The organism is Kitasatospora sp. NPDC001603, assembly GCF_040298365.1.
GTDB lineage: Bacteria > Actinomycetota > Actinomycetes > Streptomycetales > Streptomycetaceae > Kitasatospora.
Genome location: NZ_JBEPAA010000031.1, coordinates 1 through 17226 on the forward strand (window position 1 = coordinate 1; position 17226 = coordinate 17226).

The following is a 17226-nucleotide window of genomic DNA, read 5'->3' on the forward strand; positions in this document are numbered from 1 at the left end:
GACTGCGCCGACACCGGCCACGCCACCGGCCCGGCCGGCTCCAGCACCGCCACCGCCCCGGCCTCACCGGCCGGCTCGTCCAGGGCCTCCGCCTCGTCCGCGTCCTCACCGGAGGGCTCGTCCGTCCCCGTGGACTCGCCGTCCGCGGTCGGAGCCTCCTCCAGGATGATGTGGACGTTGGTACCGCTCATCCCGAACGACGACACGCCGGCCCGGCGCACGTGCTCGCCGGTCGGCCAGGCCGCCGCCTCGTTGAGCAGCCGGACCTCCCCGGCCGCCCACTCCACGTGCGGCGTCGGCACGTCCGCGTGCAGCGTCGCGGGCAGTTGCTCGTGCTGGAGGGCCAGCACCATCTTGATCACACCGGCCACACCGGCGGCCGCCTGGGTGTGCCCGATGTTCGACTTCACCGAGCCCAGCCACAGCGGCCGGCCCTCGGTCCGCTCCTGGCCGTAGGTGGCGATCAGCGCCTCGGCCTCGATCGGGTCGCCCAGCGTGGTCGCCGAACCGTGCGCCTCCACCACGTCGACCTCGTCGGCACGGACCCCGGCGTTCGCCAGCGCGGCCCGGATCACCCGCTGCTGCGCCGGACCGTTCGGCGCGGTCAGACCGTTCGACGCACCGTCCTGGTTGGCCGCCGAACCACGCATCACGGCCAGCACCCTGTGCCCGTTGCGCCGGGCGTCCGACAGCCGCTCCACGACGAGCACGCCGACGCCCTCGGCCCAGCCGGAGCCGTCCGCCGACTCGGCGAAGGACTTGCAGCGCCCGTCCACCGACGTGCCGCGCTGGCGGGAGAAGCCCACGAAGACGGACGGGCTGGAGATCACCGTCGCGCCGCCGACCAGCGCCAGCGAGCACTCACCGGAGCGCAGCGACTGGGCGGCCAGGTGCAGCGAGACCAGCGACGAGGAGCAGGCGGTGTCGACCGTGACGGCCGGGCCCTCCAGGCCGAGGGTGAACGCCACGCGTCCCGAGGTGACGCTGGTCGCGATGCCGGTGAGGAGGTGGCCCTCCGAGCCGCCGGTCTGCACCGCCGGGTCCGTGCCGTAGCCCTGGGTGTAGGCGCCGGCGAACACGCCGGTCCGGCTGCCGCGCAGCGAGGCGGCGTCGATGCCCGCCTGTTCGAGCGCCTCCCAGGACACCTCCAGCAGCAGGCGCTGCTGCGGGTCCATCGCGACCGCCTCGCGCGGCGAGATGCCGAAGAAGCCCGCGTCGAACTCGGTGGCGTCGTACATGAACCCGCCGTGGCGCGCGTACGAGGTGCCGGGGTGGTCCGGGTCGGGGTCGTAGAGGTTCTCCAGGTCCCACCCGCGGTCCTGCGGGAACGGGCCGATCGCGTCGGTCCCCTCGGCCAGGAGCCTCCACAGCTCCTCGGGGCTCTGCACCCCGCCGGGGAAGCGGCAGCCCATGCCGACGATCGCGATCGGCTCCTGGTTCCGCTCCTCGACCTCAGCCAGGCGACGGCGGACCTGGCGCAGATTAGCCGTCACGAGCTTGAGATAATCGCGGAGCTTTTCTTCGTTCGCCATGTGAATTCCGCCATCCCTGCTTGCCGAGGATATGCCAGTTCTGATCTGCACAGCCGCGGTGCGGGATTACCGCGGAAATTAGGCAAAATCGAGAGTTCTCAATACCTGCAAATGATCGAGCCCACCATCAACAGGAACGTATCCAGCCCCTGTTGGGCGGCGCAACGTGGCAGTTGAACACTTGAACCACGCCCGGGAATCGAGGAATCCAGCACTCGTTCCACCGGTGCGCGCGGGTACCGGACACCATTGAATACCATCGCCCGGCTATTCGGGTCCAGGGCGATGCGTGCGCGCTCGCACACCTTCCTCGCACAACGCAAGGGGCGGTGGCCGGCTCCTCCGAGCCGACCACCGCCCCCACCGGGACCACCGCCCCTCGCCGGACCGCGGTCCGACCGCTACCTCAGAGCGCGCTCTCCCCGCGCATCCACTGCCCGAGCGTCCGCCGCGGGTACCGCACCACCACGTCGCCGCCGCGCACCCGCCCGGTCACGTTCACCCGGAGCTCCGTCGGCTCGTTCCAGGCCGCCTTGGGCACGCGGACCTTGAGGTCGCCCACCCCGACGGCCAGGTCGTGGGTCGCCACCACGATGCCGGGCCTGACCACGATGACCAGGTCACCGCCGATGCTCAGGTAGACGTCGAGGTCGAGCGTGTCGTGAGTGATCACCGCCTGGGTGAAGTCGAGCTTGACGTCGCCCCCGTGCATGCGGACGTCCAGCCGGCGCGGGACCTCCCAGGGCCCGGACCGGCGCAGGGTGCCGAAGCGCTGGTTGATCTCCACGACGTCCTTGCCCGGCGGGCCCGTCCGCACCGGGGGCGCGGGAACGGGCGCGGGCGCGGGGACGACCGGAGCGAGGGGGGCGACCGGCAGATCGCGGGTCAGCCCGGCCAGTTCACCGAAGGTGCGGGCGTTCAGCGCCACCGTGAGGCGCTCGTCGAGTTCCTCGGCCGTGAGCCGGCCGTCCGCCGCGGCGTCGCGGAGGATCTCGACGACCTCGTCCCGGTCGGCGTGCGAAGCCCTGATGTCCTCCGCGGACACGTCCCCGGCCTTGCGACCGTTCGACGCCGTGTCATCCGTCATGTCTCCGGCCTGATCCTTCTCTGGGGAGTCACCTCGAATCGACGGTACATGACACCGGTTTGTCCCTTCGACCGCAAGCGGAACATTCGGCCGTGTTCAACTGGTGGCCCCCGCGCGCCGGACCGGATCCCCGGGCGCCGCCCGGCCCCGAACTCCCGTCTCGCGGCGGGGCAGTTGAACGACGCGACGCACGGCGCCTCCCCGCATTACCGTCGGCCGAACGAACCGTCATGCGCAACCTGCCGTCTAAGCCTAGGAAGTGAACGGGGCCATGGAAACGTCGCTGGTGAGTCTTGTCATGGGATCCTTGACGTCCGCGACGGTCGGCGCCGCGGCTCGGCTGGGTGTGGCCGACGCCCTCGCGGACGGGCCGGCCACGGCCGCCGAGCTGGCCAAGGCCGTCGACGCGGACCGCGACGCGCTGGTCTCCCTGATGACGGCCCTGACGGCGCTGGGGATCTTCGCCCGGGACGAGGACGGCCGCTACACCAACTCGCCGCAGTCCGAGCTGCTCCGCACCGACCACCCCGACTCGATGCGGCACCTGACCGCGCTGCTCTGCGGCCTCTACGCCCAGGCCGCCGCCGGCGGCCTGGCCGAGGCGGTCCGGACCGGCACCTCGGTCATGCCCCACGCCTTCGGCGTGTCGCTCTACGAGTACCTGGAGAAGGACCCCGAGACCGCGCGGATCTTCGACCTCGCGATGCAGGACTGGGCCCGGCCGATCGGCAAGATCCTGGCGGAGCACGTCCCGTTCGAGGACGTCCGCACGGTGATCGACGTCGGCGGCGGCAACGGCACGCTCCTCAAGGCGATCCTCACCGCCCACCCGCACCTCAAGGGCGTCTGCGTGGACCGTCCGGACACCTGTCGGCGGGCCGAGGCCGACCTCCGCGCCTCGGGCGACGCGGACCTCGCCGGGCGACTCACCTACCGCCCCGCCGACATCCTCCGCGAGGTGCCCGAGGGCGGCGACCTCTACATCCTCAAGAACGTCCTCCACGACTGGAGTTCCGAGAGCGGCATCCAGATCCTCGGCAACATCCGCCGCGCCATGAGCGCCGGCGCCGACGGCTCCCCGACCCTCCTGGTCATCGACCCCCTCGCGGAGCACGACTCCGGCGCCGCCTTCCGCAACGTCATCAAGATGATCGTCGGCGAGCCCAACACCCGCGAGCGGACCGAGGCCGACATGCGCCGCGAAGCCGCCGCCGCCGGCCTCCAGGTCGTCTCCCTCACCCCCTGCCCCGCCGACCTCACCGTCACCACCTGCACCCTCGCCTGACCGTCCCCCGGCCCGTTGGGCCGCCTCCCCGGGGAGGCGGCCCAACGGGCCGTCCCGGCCTCGTCCCCGGCGACACGACGACCACGGCGCGAGCGGAGTGACGGACTCCGGACGCGCTCCGGCAGGAGGCTGCTCTCCGGGCCGGTGCCCCGCGTGGGGGAGCAACTAGACTGGGGGCTCGGTTCGCGAGAGGTCGATCCGCGCACGGACGACGCGTGCGCCCGGGGTGAGGGAAGAGGTGTGCCGTGCCCGATGCGGACTCCGGTGCGTCCACGCTCGCGGCGAAGCTGGACCGGCTGTTCGACGTGGTCCGCCGTCCCGACCGTGAGCCGTACAGCCACGAGGAGGTCGCCCGGGCCTGTCGGGAGGCGACCGGCGAGAGCTTCTCGGCGACGTACCTCTGGCAGCTCCGGACCGGCCGCCGGAACAACCCGACGAAGCGTCACCTCGAAGCGCTGGCGCAGTTCTTCCAGGTGCCGCCGACGTACTTCTTCGACGACCGGCAGAGTGCCAGGATCGCCGAGGAGCTGGCACTGCTCGGTGCGCTGCGCAACGCGGGCGTACGGGACGTGGCGCTGCGCGCGGTGACGCTCTCCCCCGAAGGGCTCGGCACGATCAGCGACATGATCGAGGCGATCGCCCGCCGCGAGGCCGGCGGCCGGTAGCTGCCGCGACGGCTCCGAGATGGTGAAGCGGATTCCCTCGGCCTTGCCGCGTCCGTAGTATCACCTCCCGGTCGACCGCCAGGGGGGCGAATCGTGGGGTATCCGGGTGGGGTTGAGCAGGGGCTCTGGCAGCGATGTCGGGGGGTCGCGGAGTCGATACCGATTCCGGAACCGTTCGGCATACCGGCGCTGACCGAGGCGCTCGCCATGCGGCGCGGCAGACCCATCGAACTGATGCCGCTCTCCGGTCCGGAGCACTCGCCGTGCGGCGTGCTGATCACCACCGACCGGGCGGACTACATCGGTTACCCGGCCGACACCACGGCGCTGCACCAGCAGCACATCGTGCTGCACGAGATCGGCCACCTCCTCTGCGGGCACACCGGCGGCCCCGGGGCCGCCCCGGCCGTGTCGCCCGCGCTGACGACGCTGCTGCCGGAGGACCTGGTGCGCCGGGTGCTCGGCCGGTCCGGCTACACGCAGCGGATGGAGCAGGAGGCGGAGCTCGTCGCCTCCCTCGCGTTACAGCGCGCGCTGCACCGGCCGCGCTCCACCGCCGTCGGCCAACTCGCCGACCAGGTCGTCCGGTTACGGTACGTGTTCGGCCGGCCGCTGCGGCCCGGCGCGGCCCGCCGTGGGTGACCAGCTGGCCAACGCCGCCGGGTACTTCGCCGGTGCGGTCGCGCTGCTGGGCACGGTCTGGAAGATCCTGACGGACCGGGGACGCCGGTCCGATCCGGCGCTCCACCACGGCTACGCCTGCGGGGCGCTGATCGGCGCGGGGATGGCGGTGAGTGCCCCCGCCACCGGTCCGGCGCTGGCCGCCCTGCTCCCCGATCCGAGCCACCTCACCCTGCTGGCTGACCAGTTGAAGGTCGCGGCCTCCGGCGCGCTGGCCATGATGGCGTACTCCACCCGGCCGGCCGCGGCGGCGCGGCGCGCGGTACGGCGGCAGGCCGCCCTCACGGCCGGCACCGTCCTGCTGGGCGTCGCCCTCTTCCTCGCCGCCTCGCCCGTCCGACAGGGCGCCGAGGTCGGCGTCGACGCCGCGGGCCGGCCCGTCCTGGCGGCCTACGTCACGTTGTTCGCCCTCCACACCGCGTGGTGCCTGGCGGTCTTCGGCTTCCTGATCGGGCGCTGCGCGCGGTGCCTGCCGCGCGGAGTCCTCCGGCTGGGCCTGCGCCTGATGGCACTGAGCGCGCTCGCGGGCCTGCTGTGGACCGCGGACACCCTGCACGACCTGGCGAACATCCTCGCCACGGGCCACGAGAACGGCGCGGAGAGCAGGGTGTCCGCGCTGGCGGGCGCCGTCTGCGTGACGCTCGGCTTCGCCGGTGCGACCGCGTCCGGCTGGGCGGACTGGGCCGGACGCGTCCGGGCCTGGCACGATCACCGCAGGCTCGGTCCGCTCTGGTCGGCGATGCGGACGGCGCTACCGGAGGTCGAACTCGCTGCCCAGACCGGGCTGTTCGGCGGCGCCGGCGGGCCGCGTCGCCGCGACATCCAGTTCGCGCTGTACCGGCGGATCATCGAGATCCGCGACGGCCAGCTCGCCCTCCGTCCCCATCTGCATCCCGAGGTGCGGCACTGGGTGGCGGAGGCCGTCGGCCCCGCCGAAGCGGAGGAGTTGGCGGCCGTGGTGGAGGCGGCCGCCATCGCGGCCGCCCTGGAGGCGGCCCGGGCCGGGCACCGGTTCGCCGGGCACCCCGGCGAGGGGTGCGTGCCCCACCCGGTGGCGGCCGGCATCCACGAGGAGGCGGCCTGGCTGGTCCGGGTGGCCGCCGCCTACACCGGCTCGCCCGCCGTGGCGCACGTCCGCGCCCGGGTGCGCGACGAGCTGGGCCGCGCCGCGCTCCGGCACTGACGGCATGGGGCCGCCCCGCCGCCCGGCGTCCGCGGCGGGGCGACATCGGTGGGCGGGGCGGCATCTGCGGCCGGGGCGTCATCGGCGGGCCCGCTCAGGAACGGGCCGGATCAGGAACGGGCCTGCTCAGGAACTGGCCCGGCGCAGACCCGGCCCCGCTCAGACCCGGCCCCGCTCAGACCCGGGCCAGGTCGGGCATCAGCTCGTACACCTGCTCCGCGGACCCGGGGTCGGCCTCCAGGCAGGCGAGCAGGTCGGCCCTGGCGGTGTCCGCCCGGTCGAGCCCGATCAGGCAACGGGCCCGCTGCAAGCGGGCGTCCACGTCCTCGGTCGCGCCGAGCACCTCGTCGAGCAGCCCGAGGGCCTCGCCGTAGCGTCCGGCGTCGTGGTGGACCACGGCCAGGTTGAACCGCATGCCCGGGTCCGCCGAGAGCTCGACCGCACGGGCCAGGTCGGCACTCGCGCCGTCCAGGTCGCCCTCCTCGTAGCGGAGTTCGCCGAGCAGGGCCCACGCCTGGGCGTACTCGGGGTCGGCGGCGAGCGCGGCCCGCCAGGCCTCGGACGCCGCCGCGGGGTCGCCCTCGGCCGCCAGCAGCTGACCCTTCAGGCACAGGAGTTGCGGGCTGTCCGGAGTCGCCGCCAATCCGGTCCCGACCTCGCCCAGGGCACGTTCGTGCTCGCCCGCCTCGAACAGCAGGGCGGCCCGGTTGAGCCGGGCGTCGGCGAACGCCGGGTCGAGCTCCAGTACGTAGCCGAAGTCCGCCGCGGCCGCCTCGGTCTCGCCGAGCTCGGCCAGCACGTCGGCCCGGTTGAAGTACGCCTCCGGGAACGGCGGCGACAGCCGGATGGCGCGGTCGTAGTCGGCCAGCGCCTGCTCCGGACTGCCGAGGTCGCGCCAGAGCATGCCCCGGTCGAAGTAGTACTCGGCGTAGTTGGGGTCGCACTCGATCACCGCCGTGTAGTCGGCGACGGCGTCGGTGTGGCGGCCGAGGCCCGCGTACACCTGCGCGCGGTTGTAGCGCAGCACGGAGCGGTGCAGCGCGTGCTCGTGCTCCTCCAGGGTCTCGTCGAGCCGGGCGATGCAGGCGTCCAGCAGCTCCAACGCGGCGTCCAGGCGGCCCTGGTGGACCTCGATCAGCGCGAGGCCGTTGCGGTTGAACACGACCCGCGCCTCCCGCTCCTTGGGTTCGGGGTGCCACTTCGCGAAGGCGATCGCCTGGTTGACCCAGCTCCGGGCCAGCTGGTGGTCGCGCCGGTCGGCGCCGAAGTGCCGGGTGTGGAGCATGGCCGTGGCGTACGCGGCCTGCATGTGGACCTCGGGCGAGGAGCTGAGCGCCCGGGCCTCGTCGTACAGCGGCAGCGCCTGCTCGGCGAGGCCGAGCGCGGCGAAGGAGGTGGTCATCTTGGTGGTGAAGGCCCACCAGTGGGTGGGGTGGCTCTCGTGGGTGACCAGCCGCCGGCCGCGCTCGCCGAGGTCCAGGACGGCGTGGTAGTAGCCGAGGTCCATGCAGTGGTCGAGCGCGTGGCGCAGCGTGTCCGCCCCGACGCCGGACGGGTCGCTGCCGTGCTCCGCGTGCCAGGCGATGGCGCCGAGCCGCAGCGAGGACTCCCCGGCCGTCTCCAGCTCGGCCCGTCGCAGGTCGTGCAGCCGGGCTCGCTCGGTGGGCGGCAGGGCCAGGTAGGCGGCGAGCTCGTCCGGGTCGTCGCCCACGCCGTCCCCGTCGATGTGCCGGCGGCCGAGCACGGCGGCCGACGGCGTCCCGGCCGGGCCTCCTTCGCTCACCGCACCCGCCGGCCGCCCCTCGTCCGGCGCGCCGCCCTCCCCCGCCGGGGCGACCACCGAGGCCACCACCGGGCCGACCACCGTGCAGTGCGCGGCCAGCGCGGTCGGCAGGTCCTCGCTGCCGAGGCCGGCCGGGCTCGCGGGCGGCTCGGCGCCGGTGGTGACCACCACGGTGAGCAGCGCCGGATCGACGCGCCGCAGCAGGACGGCGAGGAACTCGGCGTCCGTGGGATCGGCCGCGTGGGCGTCGTCGACGATCAGCGTGCGCGGGGCGGAACCGGCCGCGCGCAGGTACGCCTCCAGGAACTCGACCAGGCCGTGGGCGATCCGCAGGGTGCGCAGCGCCGAGTAGAAGCGGGTGCGCTCCTTGGGCACCGCGAGCGAGGTCAGCGTCTCCCGGGTGGCCGGCACCAGGTCGCGCAGCTCCGGGGTGGTGGAGAGGATCTCGATGTCGTGCCCGGTGACGGCCTCGGGGCAGCGGGCGAGCGCGTCCGGGACGATCGCCCGCAGGATCGCGCCGACGGCGGTGTAGGGCCCCCGGAGCCGGCGGTTGGCGTTCACCAGGGCGAGCACGGGCGGCAGGTCGAGCCGCTCGCGGGCGTCGGCGCGGGCGGGACGCCCGGCGGCGCGGACCCAGTAGTGGCGGTGCTCGGCCATGACACAGCTGCCTTTCGTGCGGTGGCGCAGGAGAGAGGGGTCGGTTCGGGCGTCGGGCCGGGGCGGCGAGCCGCGCACGGGCGGGGGCGGGCGTCAGGCCGAGGCGGCGGCCCGCCGCTCGCGGGCGGCGAGCACGAGGACGGCCACCGTCTGCGCGGCGCTGAGCAGCATCAGGGCGAGCGAGTCGAGCCGGCCGGCGAGCGAGGCCTGGCCGGTCAGCCGCAGCCACATGTCGTGCAGCAGCCGGTAGGCCGTCGGCACGACGACCCCGGCGAACATCGTGAGCGTGAACACGTAGCCCGCCAGCATCAGCCAGGCGTACCAGCGCGCGACCCGGCGGTCCACCGGGTGGTGGACGGACAGGTCCAGCGGCGGCCGTCCGGTGCCGCGCCGAACGGCGTTGCGCAGCACGTCGGCCGCGGCGGCGTGCAGGTTCACGCAGCCCAGGACGGTGCTGAGCAGGACGTAGAGGTCGGTCCGCAGGTAGAAGAACCCCTGCCAGGCGAGGCGCAGTACGGTGGCGTAGGCCATCGCGAGGCAGATCGACGCGACGACGGCGTTCGCGTCACGGGTCAGGTCCGCGACGAGGGTGAGCACGGCGATCGCCAGGGTGTCGGCCAGCATGCCGGCCATGATGGGCAGGTAGCGCTTCCGGCGCTCCACGCCGACTAGCCCGTCGAGGGAGGTCTCCAGGACCAGGTAGACGAGCCGGCGTCCGACGGAGAGCCGCGAGCGCAGGCCGAGCCGCCGTCCGGCCAGCGCGTGGAAGGCCTCGTGCAGGGCGAGCAGCGGCACCTGGCCGACGAACAGCATCAGCACGACGAGGGTGTAGGACGAGCTGAAGAAGATGTGGTCGACGCGCGGGACCAGCCGGGGCACCCGGATCATCTCGGCGACGGCGAGGGCCGTCACGAGTGCGTAGCCGACGAAGGCCGGTCGGCTGAACACGAGCCGGCCCAGCCGCTGCCAGCGCACCGGGGTACCACCGCCCGCCGGTCCGTCCGGTCCCGCCGGTTCCCCGGCGGAGCGGACGAGGTCGAGCTCGACGAGGGCCTCGACCAGGTCGGCGATGTCGACGCTCTCGCCGTGCGCGGCCTCGTAGCGTTCGGCGGCCTCGCGGGGCGTGCGGCCGTCGGCCAGCATCCGGACCAGTTCGGCGCCGTCGGGCGGGAAGACAGCGTAGGTGTCGGTCTCCGGGCTGCCGATGGTGACTTCGTCGGCCTCCTGCAGATAGACGAGGCGACGCAGTGGCACCGCACGGTCCAGGTCGACGCCCGGGGCGGCGGAGCCGCTGTCCGTGGAGGAGTGCACGGATCCTCCTGCGGGAGGTAGGCGGAGGGGCGAGGCGGAGCGGTGCCGGCCGGCACGTGGGTCCGGCCGGCACCGTGTGCCCCCTTGCCCGGGGGGATGGATCAGTTCTGCACGGCGCAGGACCACGGCAGGTACAGCGCACGGGCCGCGCTGGTGAGGCGAACCGGGCCGGCCTTGCGGACGACGATCTTCTTCATGGCACACACCTCCTTCGATGACTGGCTGGCAACAACGCCATCAGCTGAAATGAATGACCATAAGTCAGTCGTCCACACCAGCTCGGCGATGGGCCAAGAGTGGTGACGTTGTGCCGATCGTGTCAAGGGACCGGACTCGACTGGCCGGAACGGTGGAGAAGGCCGTCGGACGGCCCGCCCGCCCGGCCCCGCAGGCCACCTCCGACCCGCCCGCCGCCGCTGGCCACCCGGCGTGACCGGGACCGCCCGGCCGGTTCGCCGGACGCCCCCGGGGCGCAGTGCGCGGGGGCGCACGACGGCGCATCGAGCGTGTACACCGCACTGTTGCCAAGAGATGTCTGAATCGTGTCCCAAACCGCGCCGCCCTTCCCGCGATCACCTTGCCGACCTGCCCGTTCGCCGTACGGCCCGGGCACCGCCGACTCCTCGCGGAGATGTCACACCAGCCTCGTGAATCCCTCCAGCACCACATCGCTCCCGTCGCGAGAAATTCGGCCAAATTCCTCCTCCGGCAGGTCTACGATCTCCCAACGTCGGAGCGGATCAAGACGGTTGGTGAGGACCAGGAGGTGACATGGGTCTGCTCGGCGGCGACCAGCCCTTCGCCCGAACACTCACCGCCCACGATCTCGAAGCCCTGGTCTCGCTCGGGGCCGAGCGGACGTTCCGGCCGGAGCAGCACCTGCTCTCCGAGGGCGACCGGTCCACGCACGTCCTGCTGGTGCTGGCCGGCTGGTCCATGGTCTTCACGGCCATCGACCGGGGGGCGACCCGGCTCGTGCTCGGCCTGCGCGGACCGGGTGAACTCATCGGCGAGCTGGCCGCGTTGGACCAGCGACCGCGCAGTGCGACGGTGCAGGCACTCGGGCCCGTCAAGGCCCTGGTGATCCCCGGCGACAGCTTCCGCCGGTTCCTGGCCGAAAGCCCCCGGGTCGGCAGCCAGGTGATGACCCAACTGGCCTCCCGGCTGAGGGACTCGGACCGCGAACGGTCCGCGCTCGCCTCGCTCACCGTGGTCCAGCGACTCGCCCGCCGCCTGGTGGAGCTCTCCGGCACCGACGCCACCTCCCGGCCGGGCCGGGACGGCGCCGCCGCGGTCGTCCACCTCGCCCAGGAGGACCTCGCCGCGACCGTCGGCGCCACCCGCGAGGCGGTGGCCAAGGCGCTCAGACTCCTGCGCGACCAGGGCCTGGTGCGCACCGGCACCCGGCAGGTCGAGATCCTCGCCCCCGCCCCGCTGCTGCTGCTCGCGCGGGGACCGGCCGAGCAGCGGCCGGAGGCACGACGGCGCACATGAGGCGCGGCCGGGCGTCACCGCACGGCGCATGTAAACGGTCACAGACAACCCGGCGCGCGGCAGGCAATTCTGACGGTGCGGCAGAGACAACCATGGGGGTGGACGTGGACGACCAGGCAGTCGACGCGGTGTACGAGCTGGTCGTGGGCGTGGACGTCCGGCGGTCCGGGTCCTACGACGACCAGGGCAAGACCCGGATGCGCCGGCAGCTCTACGCCGTCCTCGACCGGGCGTTCGCCCGGGCCGGGGTGCCGGCCCGGCTCGTCCACCGCGAGGACCGCGGCGACGGCATCCTGGCGGCCATCGCCTCGACCGTCCCGCCGGCCCGGATCATCGGCGTCTGGGTGGCCGAGGTGCACGAGCAGCTGCGCCAGGACAACCGCGACCTGCGGATGCCGCTCGGGCTCCGGATCGGCCTGCACGTCGGCCCCGTCACCCACGACGCCCAGGGGATCAGCGGCCACGCCGTCGACCTCGCCTGCCGGCTCACCGACTCGGACGCCGCGCGCCGGCTGCTCGAACGCGACCGGGCCGACCTGGTGGTGGTCGTCTCCGACTCCCTGTACCGGGAGGTCGTCTGCCACGGCGGCCGCTTCGTCGACCCCGAGCACTACGCTCCGGCGCGACTGCGGCTCAAGGACGGCGGGGTGCACGCCTGGCTCCGGCTGCCGGGCAGGCCACGGCCCGTCCCGGTACCCGAGGGCGGCGGCACGACCGCCGAGGGGCCGCCCGCCGACGAGCCGACCACAGGGGAGCCGGCTCGCGGCGGGACGGCCGCCGGCGGCACGACGGGCGTACCGGACCACGCGGCCGGGAGCGCCCCGCACCGGACCGAGCCCCGCCCCGGGCCCGCCGCGGACCCGGTCGCCGCCGGTCTGCCCCACGGCACCACCGTCGCCGGGGACCTCTCGGTGCACCACGACAACACGTACCAGGCGCCGGTCCACATCGGCCGCACCACCGAGGGAGACCGCCGTGGCTGAGCCCGCCGGCACCACCGAGGCACCCGCCGAGCGCAGGGCGGAGGAGCCGCGCGAGCGCGCCGCCCGGCGGCCGGAGCCCCGCCCGGAGCCCCGGGCCGGCGGGCCCGAGAACCGCGGGCACCACGACCGCGGCCGCGAGCCGGGCGACCGGGACCGCCGCGGTGAGCACCGCCCCGGGCGCGACCGCACCGACCGGGAGCGCCCCGGGCCGGACCGCCCCGAGCGGGACCGCGGGCCGCAGCCGCCGGCCGGCGACGAGCCGGTGCGCACCGGGGACGAGCCACCGCGCGCCGAGGCGGACCGGGAGGAGCCGGGGCGCGCCGAACAGGACGGCGAGGAGCAGGAGCGCTCCGAACGCGAGCGCGCCGCCGGCCGCTTCCGCGAACGCAGCCGCGACCGCCTCCTGGACGAGCAGGAGGACGAGGGCGGCGCCGCCACCGGGATGGCCGCCACCTCCCGCGCCCACCGCTCGGCCCGGTCCTCCTACCAGGTCGGCGGCGACCACAACCTCTTCGACCGCTCGGTGTTCCACCGCGCCCACATCGGCGACGTCCACCTCAGCCTGGACGGCCGGCAGGCGGTCGGCGCGGTCAGCGGCCCGGTGCCGGAGGCGGAACTGCGCCGGGTCCGCCGGATCTACCGCGAGCCGGAGGGGTACGTGGGCCTCCAGCGGGCGCTGCGCCGCCAGCGCGTGCTGGTGCTCGCCGCCGCCCCGGGCACCGGCCGGACGTGCACCGCGCTGGCGCTGCTCGACGAACTGACCCAGGCGGGCCCCGCCCAGCCCGCGGCCGGGGCGGAGCCCGGCGGGGCGGCCGGCGAGAAGCCGCCCGCCCGGGTCTCCCGGATCGCGCCGGACACCCGGGTGCCCCGGCTGACCACCGTGGTCGCCGAGGGCGAGCACCGCGACCGCGGCTACCTGCTCGAACTCCCGTCCGGCGGGGGCCGCACGGTACTGCCGCCCGACGAGTTCGAACTCGACGCGCTCGCCGCTGCCCTCGTCGCCCGGGACTCCTTCGCGGTCCTGGTGGTCGCCGCCGGCCCCGCCGCCGCCCCGCTGCTCGCCGGGCGGTACGGCCTGATCTGCCCGCCGGCGCCCACCGAGGAACTGCTCAGGGCCCGGCTGGCCGAGCGCCTCGCGGCGGAGCCCGCCGGGGCGGGCGGCGAGCACCCGGACGCGGAGTCCGACGCCGGGTCCGCGGCAGGGTCCACCGGGTCCACCGGGTCCGCGGCAGGGTCCACCGGGGAGCCGTTCCGGACCGACCCCGACGCGTTCGGGCGTGCCGAGGAACTGGTCGACGACCCGGAGGTGCGCGCCGCCGTCGGCCTGGAGGACCTCCGCCCCGCCGAGGCCGAGCTGCTCGCTGACCTGGTCTCCGCCCACGTGCTCGGCCGGCTCACCCGCCAGGACCTGCTGGACGGCTGCGCCAGCCTCGCCCCGCAGCAGGCCCAGCAGTGGTTCGCGGGCGCCGACCGCGAGATCGCCGACACCGCCGGGGACCACGGACGCTCGGCCGCCACCGTGCTGCACCCCACCGCGTCCCGGATCGCCCTCGCCGTCCTGAACGGCTCGGCGCACAGCACCGTCGCGGAGGCCGCGCACCTGCTCACCTGGGAGTTCGCGGTCGCCCGCGATCCCGCCAACGCGCCCGCCCGGCCGCTGTTCTGCGACGACCCGGCCTCCGACCTCGCCTTCCTGCGGGCCGAGTTGACCGACGGCGAGGTCGAGACGGCCGGTGTCGGCGCACCCGCCCGGGTCGTCCGCTACCGGGGTGCCGCCCTGCCCGCCGCCGTCCTCGCCGAGGTCTGGGACCGCCACCACCCGGCCCGCGAACCGGTGATCCGCTGGATGCGGCTGCTCGCCGACGACCCGCGCCCCGAGGTCTGGGTCCGGGCCGCGCTGGCCTCGGGCGAGCTGTGCTCCCGGGACTTCGCCACCGGCTACGAGAAGCTGGTCCGCCCGATGGCCACCGCCCCCGCCACCCAGCGCCGCGCCTTCGCGGCCACCGTGCTCGACCAGACCGCCCGGCACGAGAGCCACCGGCCCGCCGTCCGGGCCCTGGTCCGGGACTGGACGAGGGCCGACTCGGTGCGGCTGCGCTGGACCGCCGCGATGGCCCTCGGCTTCGGCCACATCTCCCCGGTGGAGGAGGCGCTGGACAGGCTGGCCCGGATCGGCACCGACGAGCACGACGACCAGGCGCCGCTCGTCTCGCACAGCGCCGTCCGGCTGCTGTCCGGCCCCGACGACCGGGCGGTCCTGCGCCGGATCGCCGACTGGACGGCCGACCGCCGCGTGCCGCACCAGGACCTGGGGCTGCTCACCATCGTCCGGCTGGCGGTGACCACGGTCGGCGAGGTCTGGGACGGCGAGGCCTCGCCGGACCTCGCGGACCACCTGGACTGGCCGCTGCCGCTGGCCCTCGCCGTGACCCGGCCGGACCGGGTCCGGGCCCTGGCCGACCTGATGTGGACGGCGCTGCGCACCCCGCGCTCCCACGAGGCCGCCACGGACTGCCTGGAGTACTGGTTGCGCGGGGCCGTCCCCGAGGAGGACGGCGGCCTGGAGGGCGGGCCGGACACCCGGCGGGGCCTGGCCGCGCTGCTGCCGTCACTGCTCGGCGCGGACCGCGAACGGCAGCTCCTGGACTGGTTGTTGCGCCGGATGATGAAGGATCCCGACGCCCCGCTGGACAAGGCGGCGGCCCGCCGCCTCTGGCACCTCGCCACCGAGGGCCGCCCCGCCCCCGAGGCCCGGCCCGCCCCCGTCGGCCGTCCGGACCGGAGCCGCACCGCCCCCGGCCCGAACCGCACGGACCGGCGGCACACGGACGAACAGCGCACGGACCGGCAGCGCAGGGACACCGAGGAGGACGAACGATGACGGACGACCCGAAGGCGGGCCGGAAGTCCCCCGGCCGGGGCGGCGCCTCCTCGGTGCACCCGGCAGGCCCGCTGCTCAAGGAGTACCCGCGCCCGGAGGGCGGCCTCCCGCAGCCCGGTGCCGGCGTCGCCCAGGTGCTCTTCTACCGCAACGGCGGCCACAGCATCATCACCGCCCGGGGCAGCGAGCACGTCGGGCGCCCTTTCATGGCCCGCCCGGTGACGGTCTGCGAGGTGGCGCGGGGCACCCATATGACCCGGGTGTCGCTGCAGGTCCCGGCCGCGGGCGGCACCACGTTCTTCGAGGTCGAGGCCGACATCCAGTGGACGGTCACCGACTACCTCAAGGTGGTGGACGAGCAGGTCACCAACGTCGCCGTCCGGCTGCGGGCCCCGCTCACCGAGCGCCTGCGCGGGGTCTGCGCGGGCTACCCGATCACCGCCGCGACCGAGGCCGACCGCGCCGTCAAGTCCGCCTGCCGCAACGGTCAGTGGGACGACCTGGGCTACGACCTCGGCCTGCGGGCCGAGTTGTACATCCGCTTCACGGTGGACCGCAAGGCGATCGCGCAGGCCGAGCAGGTCCGGGACGACGACCACCGGGGGACGATGGCCGAGCGGGAGCACGCGCACGACCTGGCCGGCGAACACCACAGCGGCGAACTGCTCCAGCTGCGGATGCAGAAGTTCCGGGTGATGCTCGAAGGCGGCGAGTGGAGCCAGATCTGCTTCATGCTCGCCGACAACCCGGCGGAGGCCCGGGCCTTCATGGAGCTGCTGCGCCAGGAGGCCCGCCAGGACCGGCGCGAACTCCTCGACCACACCCTGGACCTGGTCGAGAAGGGGGTGATCCAGTCCGCCGAGCTGGAGAGCCAGGTCCGGGAGCTGCTGGGCACCGGGGCGTACCGGGTGGAGGGCAGCTTCGGCCGACCGCCGGTGCGGCCCGCACCGCCGCGCCGCGAGCTGCCGCCCGGCCGGCAGCACGACGACGGCCCGGACGACCGCTGGGACGAGCACCGGGACGACCGGTCGGACCGGTCGAACCGGTCGAACCGCCGGCACGATCGCGACGGCAGCCGAAACGACGACCGGAACGACGACCGGAAGGACGACCGGAACAGCGACTGGAACGACGGCTGGAACGACAGCCGGTGGGACGAGCGCCGCAGCAGCTGGGACGACCGGTCGGACCGCCACGACGACAACCGCCGCGACGGCCACCGGAGCGACACCAACCGGAGCGAGCGCCACCGGAACGACCGCCGGGACGATCGGATCACCAGGGCGGACGGCCCCGGCGACACCCGGCACGAAGGGGCCGCGCACCGGAACGACCGCCGTACGGAGCAGCGCGAGAACCGGTGGTCCGAGCCGGACGACCGCCGAACCGACCGGACGGACCGTCCGGGCGGCCAACGCCCCTACACGCCCTCCTGGTTGGAGGCCGACGCGGCTCCGCCGCAGCGGCCCGCCGCCGACACCCGGCTTCGACGCCGGCCCAGCGAGGCCTTCGACGACTGGGAACCCGCCCCGGCCCGCGACGCCCCCGGGCCCCGGACCGGCTCCCCGCGCACCGACGACCACGGCCCGGACCGCGACCGCGACCGGGGCCGGCGCCGCGATCACGCCCCCGACCACGCCCCCGACGACGACCGGCCCTGGTCGCCGAACGGCGGGTGGTGAGC

12 protein-coding genes are annotated in these 17226 nt (G+C 74.7%); 8 read left to right on the forward strand and 4 right to left on the reverse strand.

Translation table 11 applies throughout. The features are described 5' to 3' along the window. Together ABT263_RS20295 and ABT263_RS20300 are read right to left on the reverse strand one after the other, a co-directional pair. Positions 1–1532: type I polyketide synthase (locus tag ABT263_RS20295; protein ID WP_352291830.1), on the reverse strand; the 1532-nt coding region annotated here is incomplete at its 3' end. Positions 1533–1938: 406 nt separating this feature from the next. After that, positions 1939–2619, reverse strand: a complete 681-nt coding sequence (locus ABT263_RS20300; RefSeq protein ID WP_352291832.1) for a DUF1707 domain-containing protein — start codon at positions 2617–2619, stop codon at positions 1939–1941. A 298-nt stretch (positions 2620–2917) separates the two neighbouring features. Between ABT263_RS20300 and ABT263_RS20305 the strand changes: the two genes are divergently transcribed. From ABT263_RS20305 to ABT263_RS20320, 4 genes are all read left to right on the forward strand, one after another. After that, positions 2918–3904, forward strand: coding sequence for a methyltransferase (locus tag ABT263_RS20305; protein WP_502885829.1), 987 nt, complete (start codon positions 2918–2920; stop codon positions 3902–3904). A gap of 245 nt (positions 3905–4149) precedes the next feature. Further along, the gene (locus tag ABT263_RS20310; RefSeq protein ID WP_329490229.1) at positions 4150–4569 is read left to right on the forward strand and encodes an XRE family transcriptional regulator; all 420 of its coding nucleotides are present in this window, start codon (positions 4150–4152) and stop codon (positions 4567–4569) included. A gap of 207 nt (positions 4570–4776) precedes the next feature. Continuing rightward, positions 4777–5211, forward strand: coding sequence for a ParH-like protein (locus tag ABT263_RS20315; protein WP_329490228.1), 435 nt, complete (start codon positions 4777–4779; stop codon positions 5209–5211). Further along, a complete protein-coding gene (locus tag ABT263_RS20320) occupies positions 5204–6433 on the forward strand; it encodes an MAB_1171c family putative transporter (protein WP_352291836.1) in 1230 nt (409 codons plus the stop codon). Before ABT263_RS20315 ends, ABT263_RS20320 begins: the two co-directional genes overlap by 8 nt. A gap of 175 nt (positions 6434–6608) precedes the next feature. Here the strand turns inward: ABT263_RS20320 and ABT263_RS20325 are convergent, their stop codons facing one another. Both ABT263_RS20325 and ABT263_RS20330 read right to left on the reverse strand, forming a co-directional pair. After that, positions 6609–8873 carry a tetratricopeptide repeat protein gene (locus ABT263_RS20325; RefSeq protein WP_352291838.1) on the reverse strand — a complete coding sequence of 755 codons (2265 nt, stop codon included), beginning with the start codon at positions 8871–8873 and terminating at the stop codon, positions 6609–6611. A 93-nt stretch (positions 8874–8966) separates the two neighbouring features. Then, a complete protein-coding gene (locus ABT263_RS20330; protein WP_352291840.1) occupies positions 8967–10184 on the reverse strand; it encodes a hypothetical protein in 1218 nt (405 codons plus the stop codon). 771 nt (positions 10185–10955) lie between these two features. Here ABT263_RS20330 and ABT263_RS20335 point away from each other — a divergent pair. The 4 genes from ABT263_RS20335 to ABT263_RS20350 all read left to right on the forward strand — a co-directional run bounded on the left by ABT263_RS20335 (position 10956) and on the right by ABT263_RS20350 (position 17224). Next, on the forward strand, positions 10956–11678 hold the full coding sequence (locus ABT263_RS20335; protein WP_352291842.1) for a Crp/Fnr family transcriptional regulator: 723 nt from the start codon (positions 10956–10958) through the stop codon (positions 11676–11678). Between the two features lie 104 nt (positions 11679–11782). Then, complete coding sequence (locus ABT263_RS20340; protein ID WP_352291844.1) at positions 11783–12661, forward strand: nucleotidyl cyclase domain-containing protein; 879 nt, start codon at positions 11783–11785, stop codon at positions 12659–12661. Continuing rightward, positions 12654–15542, forward strand: coding sequence for a hypothetical protein (locus ABT263_RS20345; RefSeq protein ID WP_352291846.1), 2889 nt, complete (start codon positions 12654–12656; stop codon positions 15540–15542). Before ABT263_RS20340 ends, ABT263_RS20345 begins: the two co-directional genes overlap by 8 nt. Beyond that, positions 15539–17224 (forward strand): hypothetical protein, encoded by a 1686-nt coding sequence (locus ABT263_RS20350; protein WP_352291848.1) that lies wholly within the window; start codon positions 15539–15541, stop codon positions 17222–17224. Before ABT263_RS20345 ends, ABT263_RS20350 begins: the two co-directional genes overlap by 4 nt. Positions 17225–17226 lie beyond the last annotated feature (2 nt).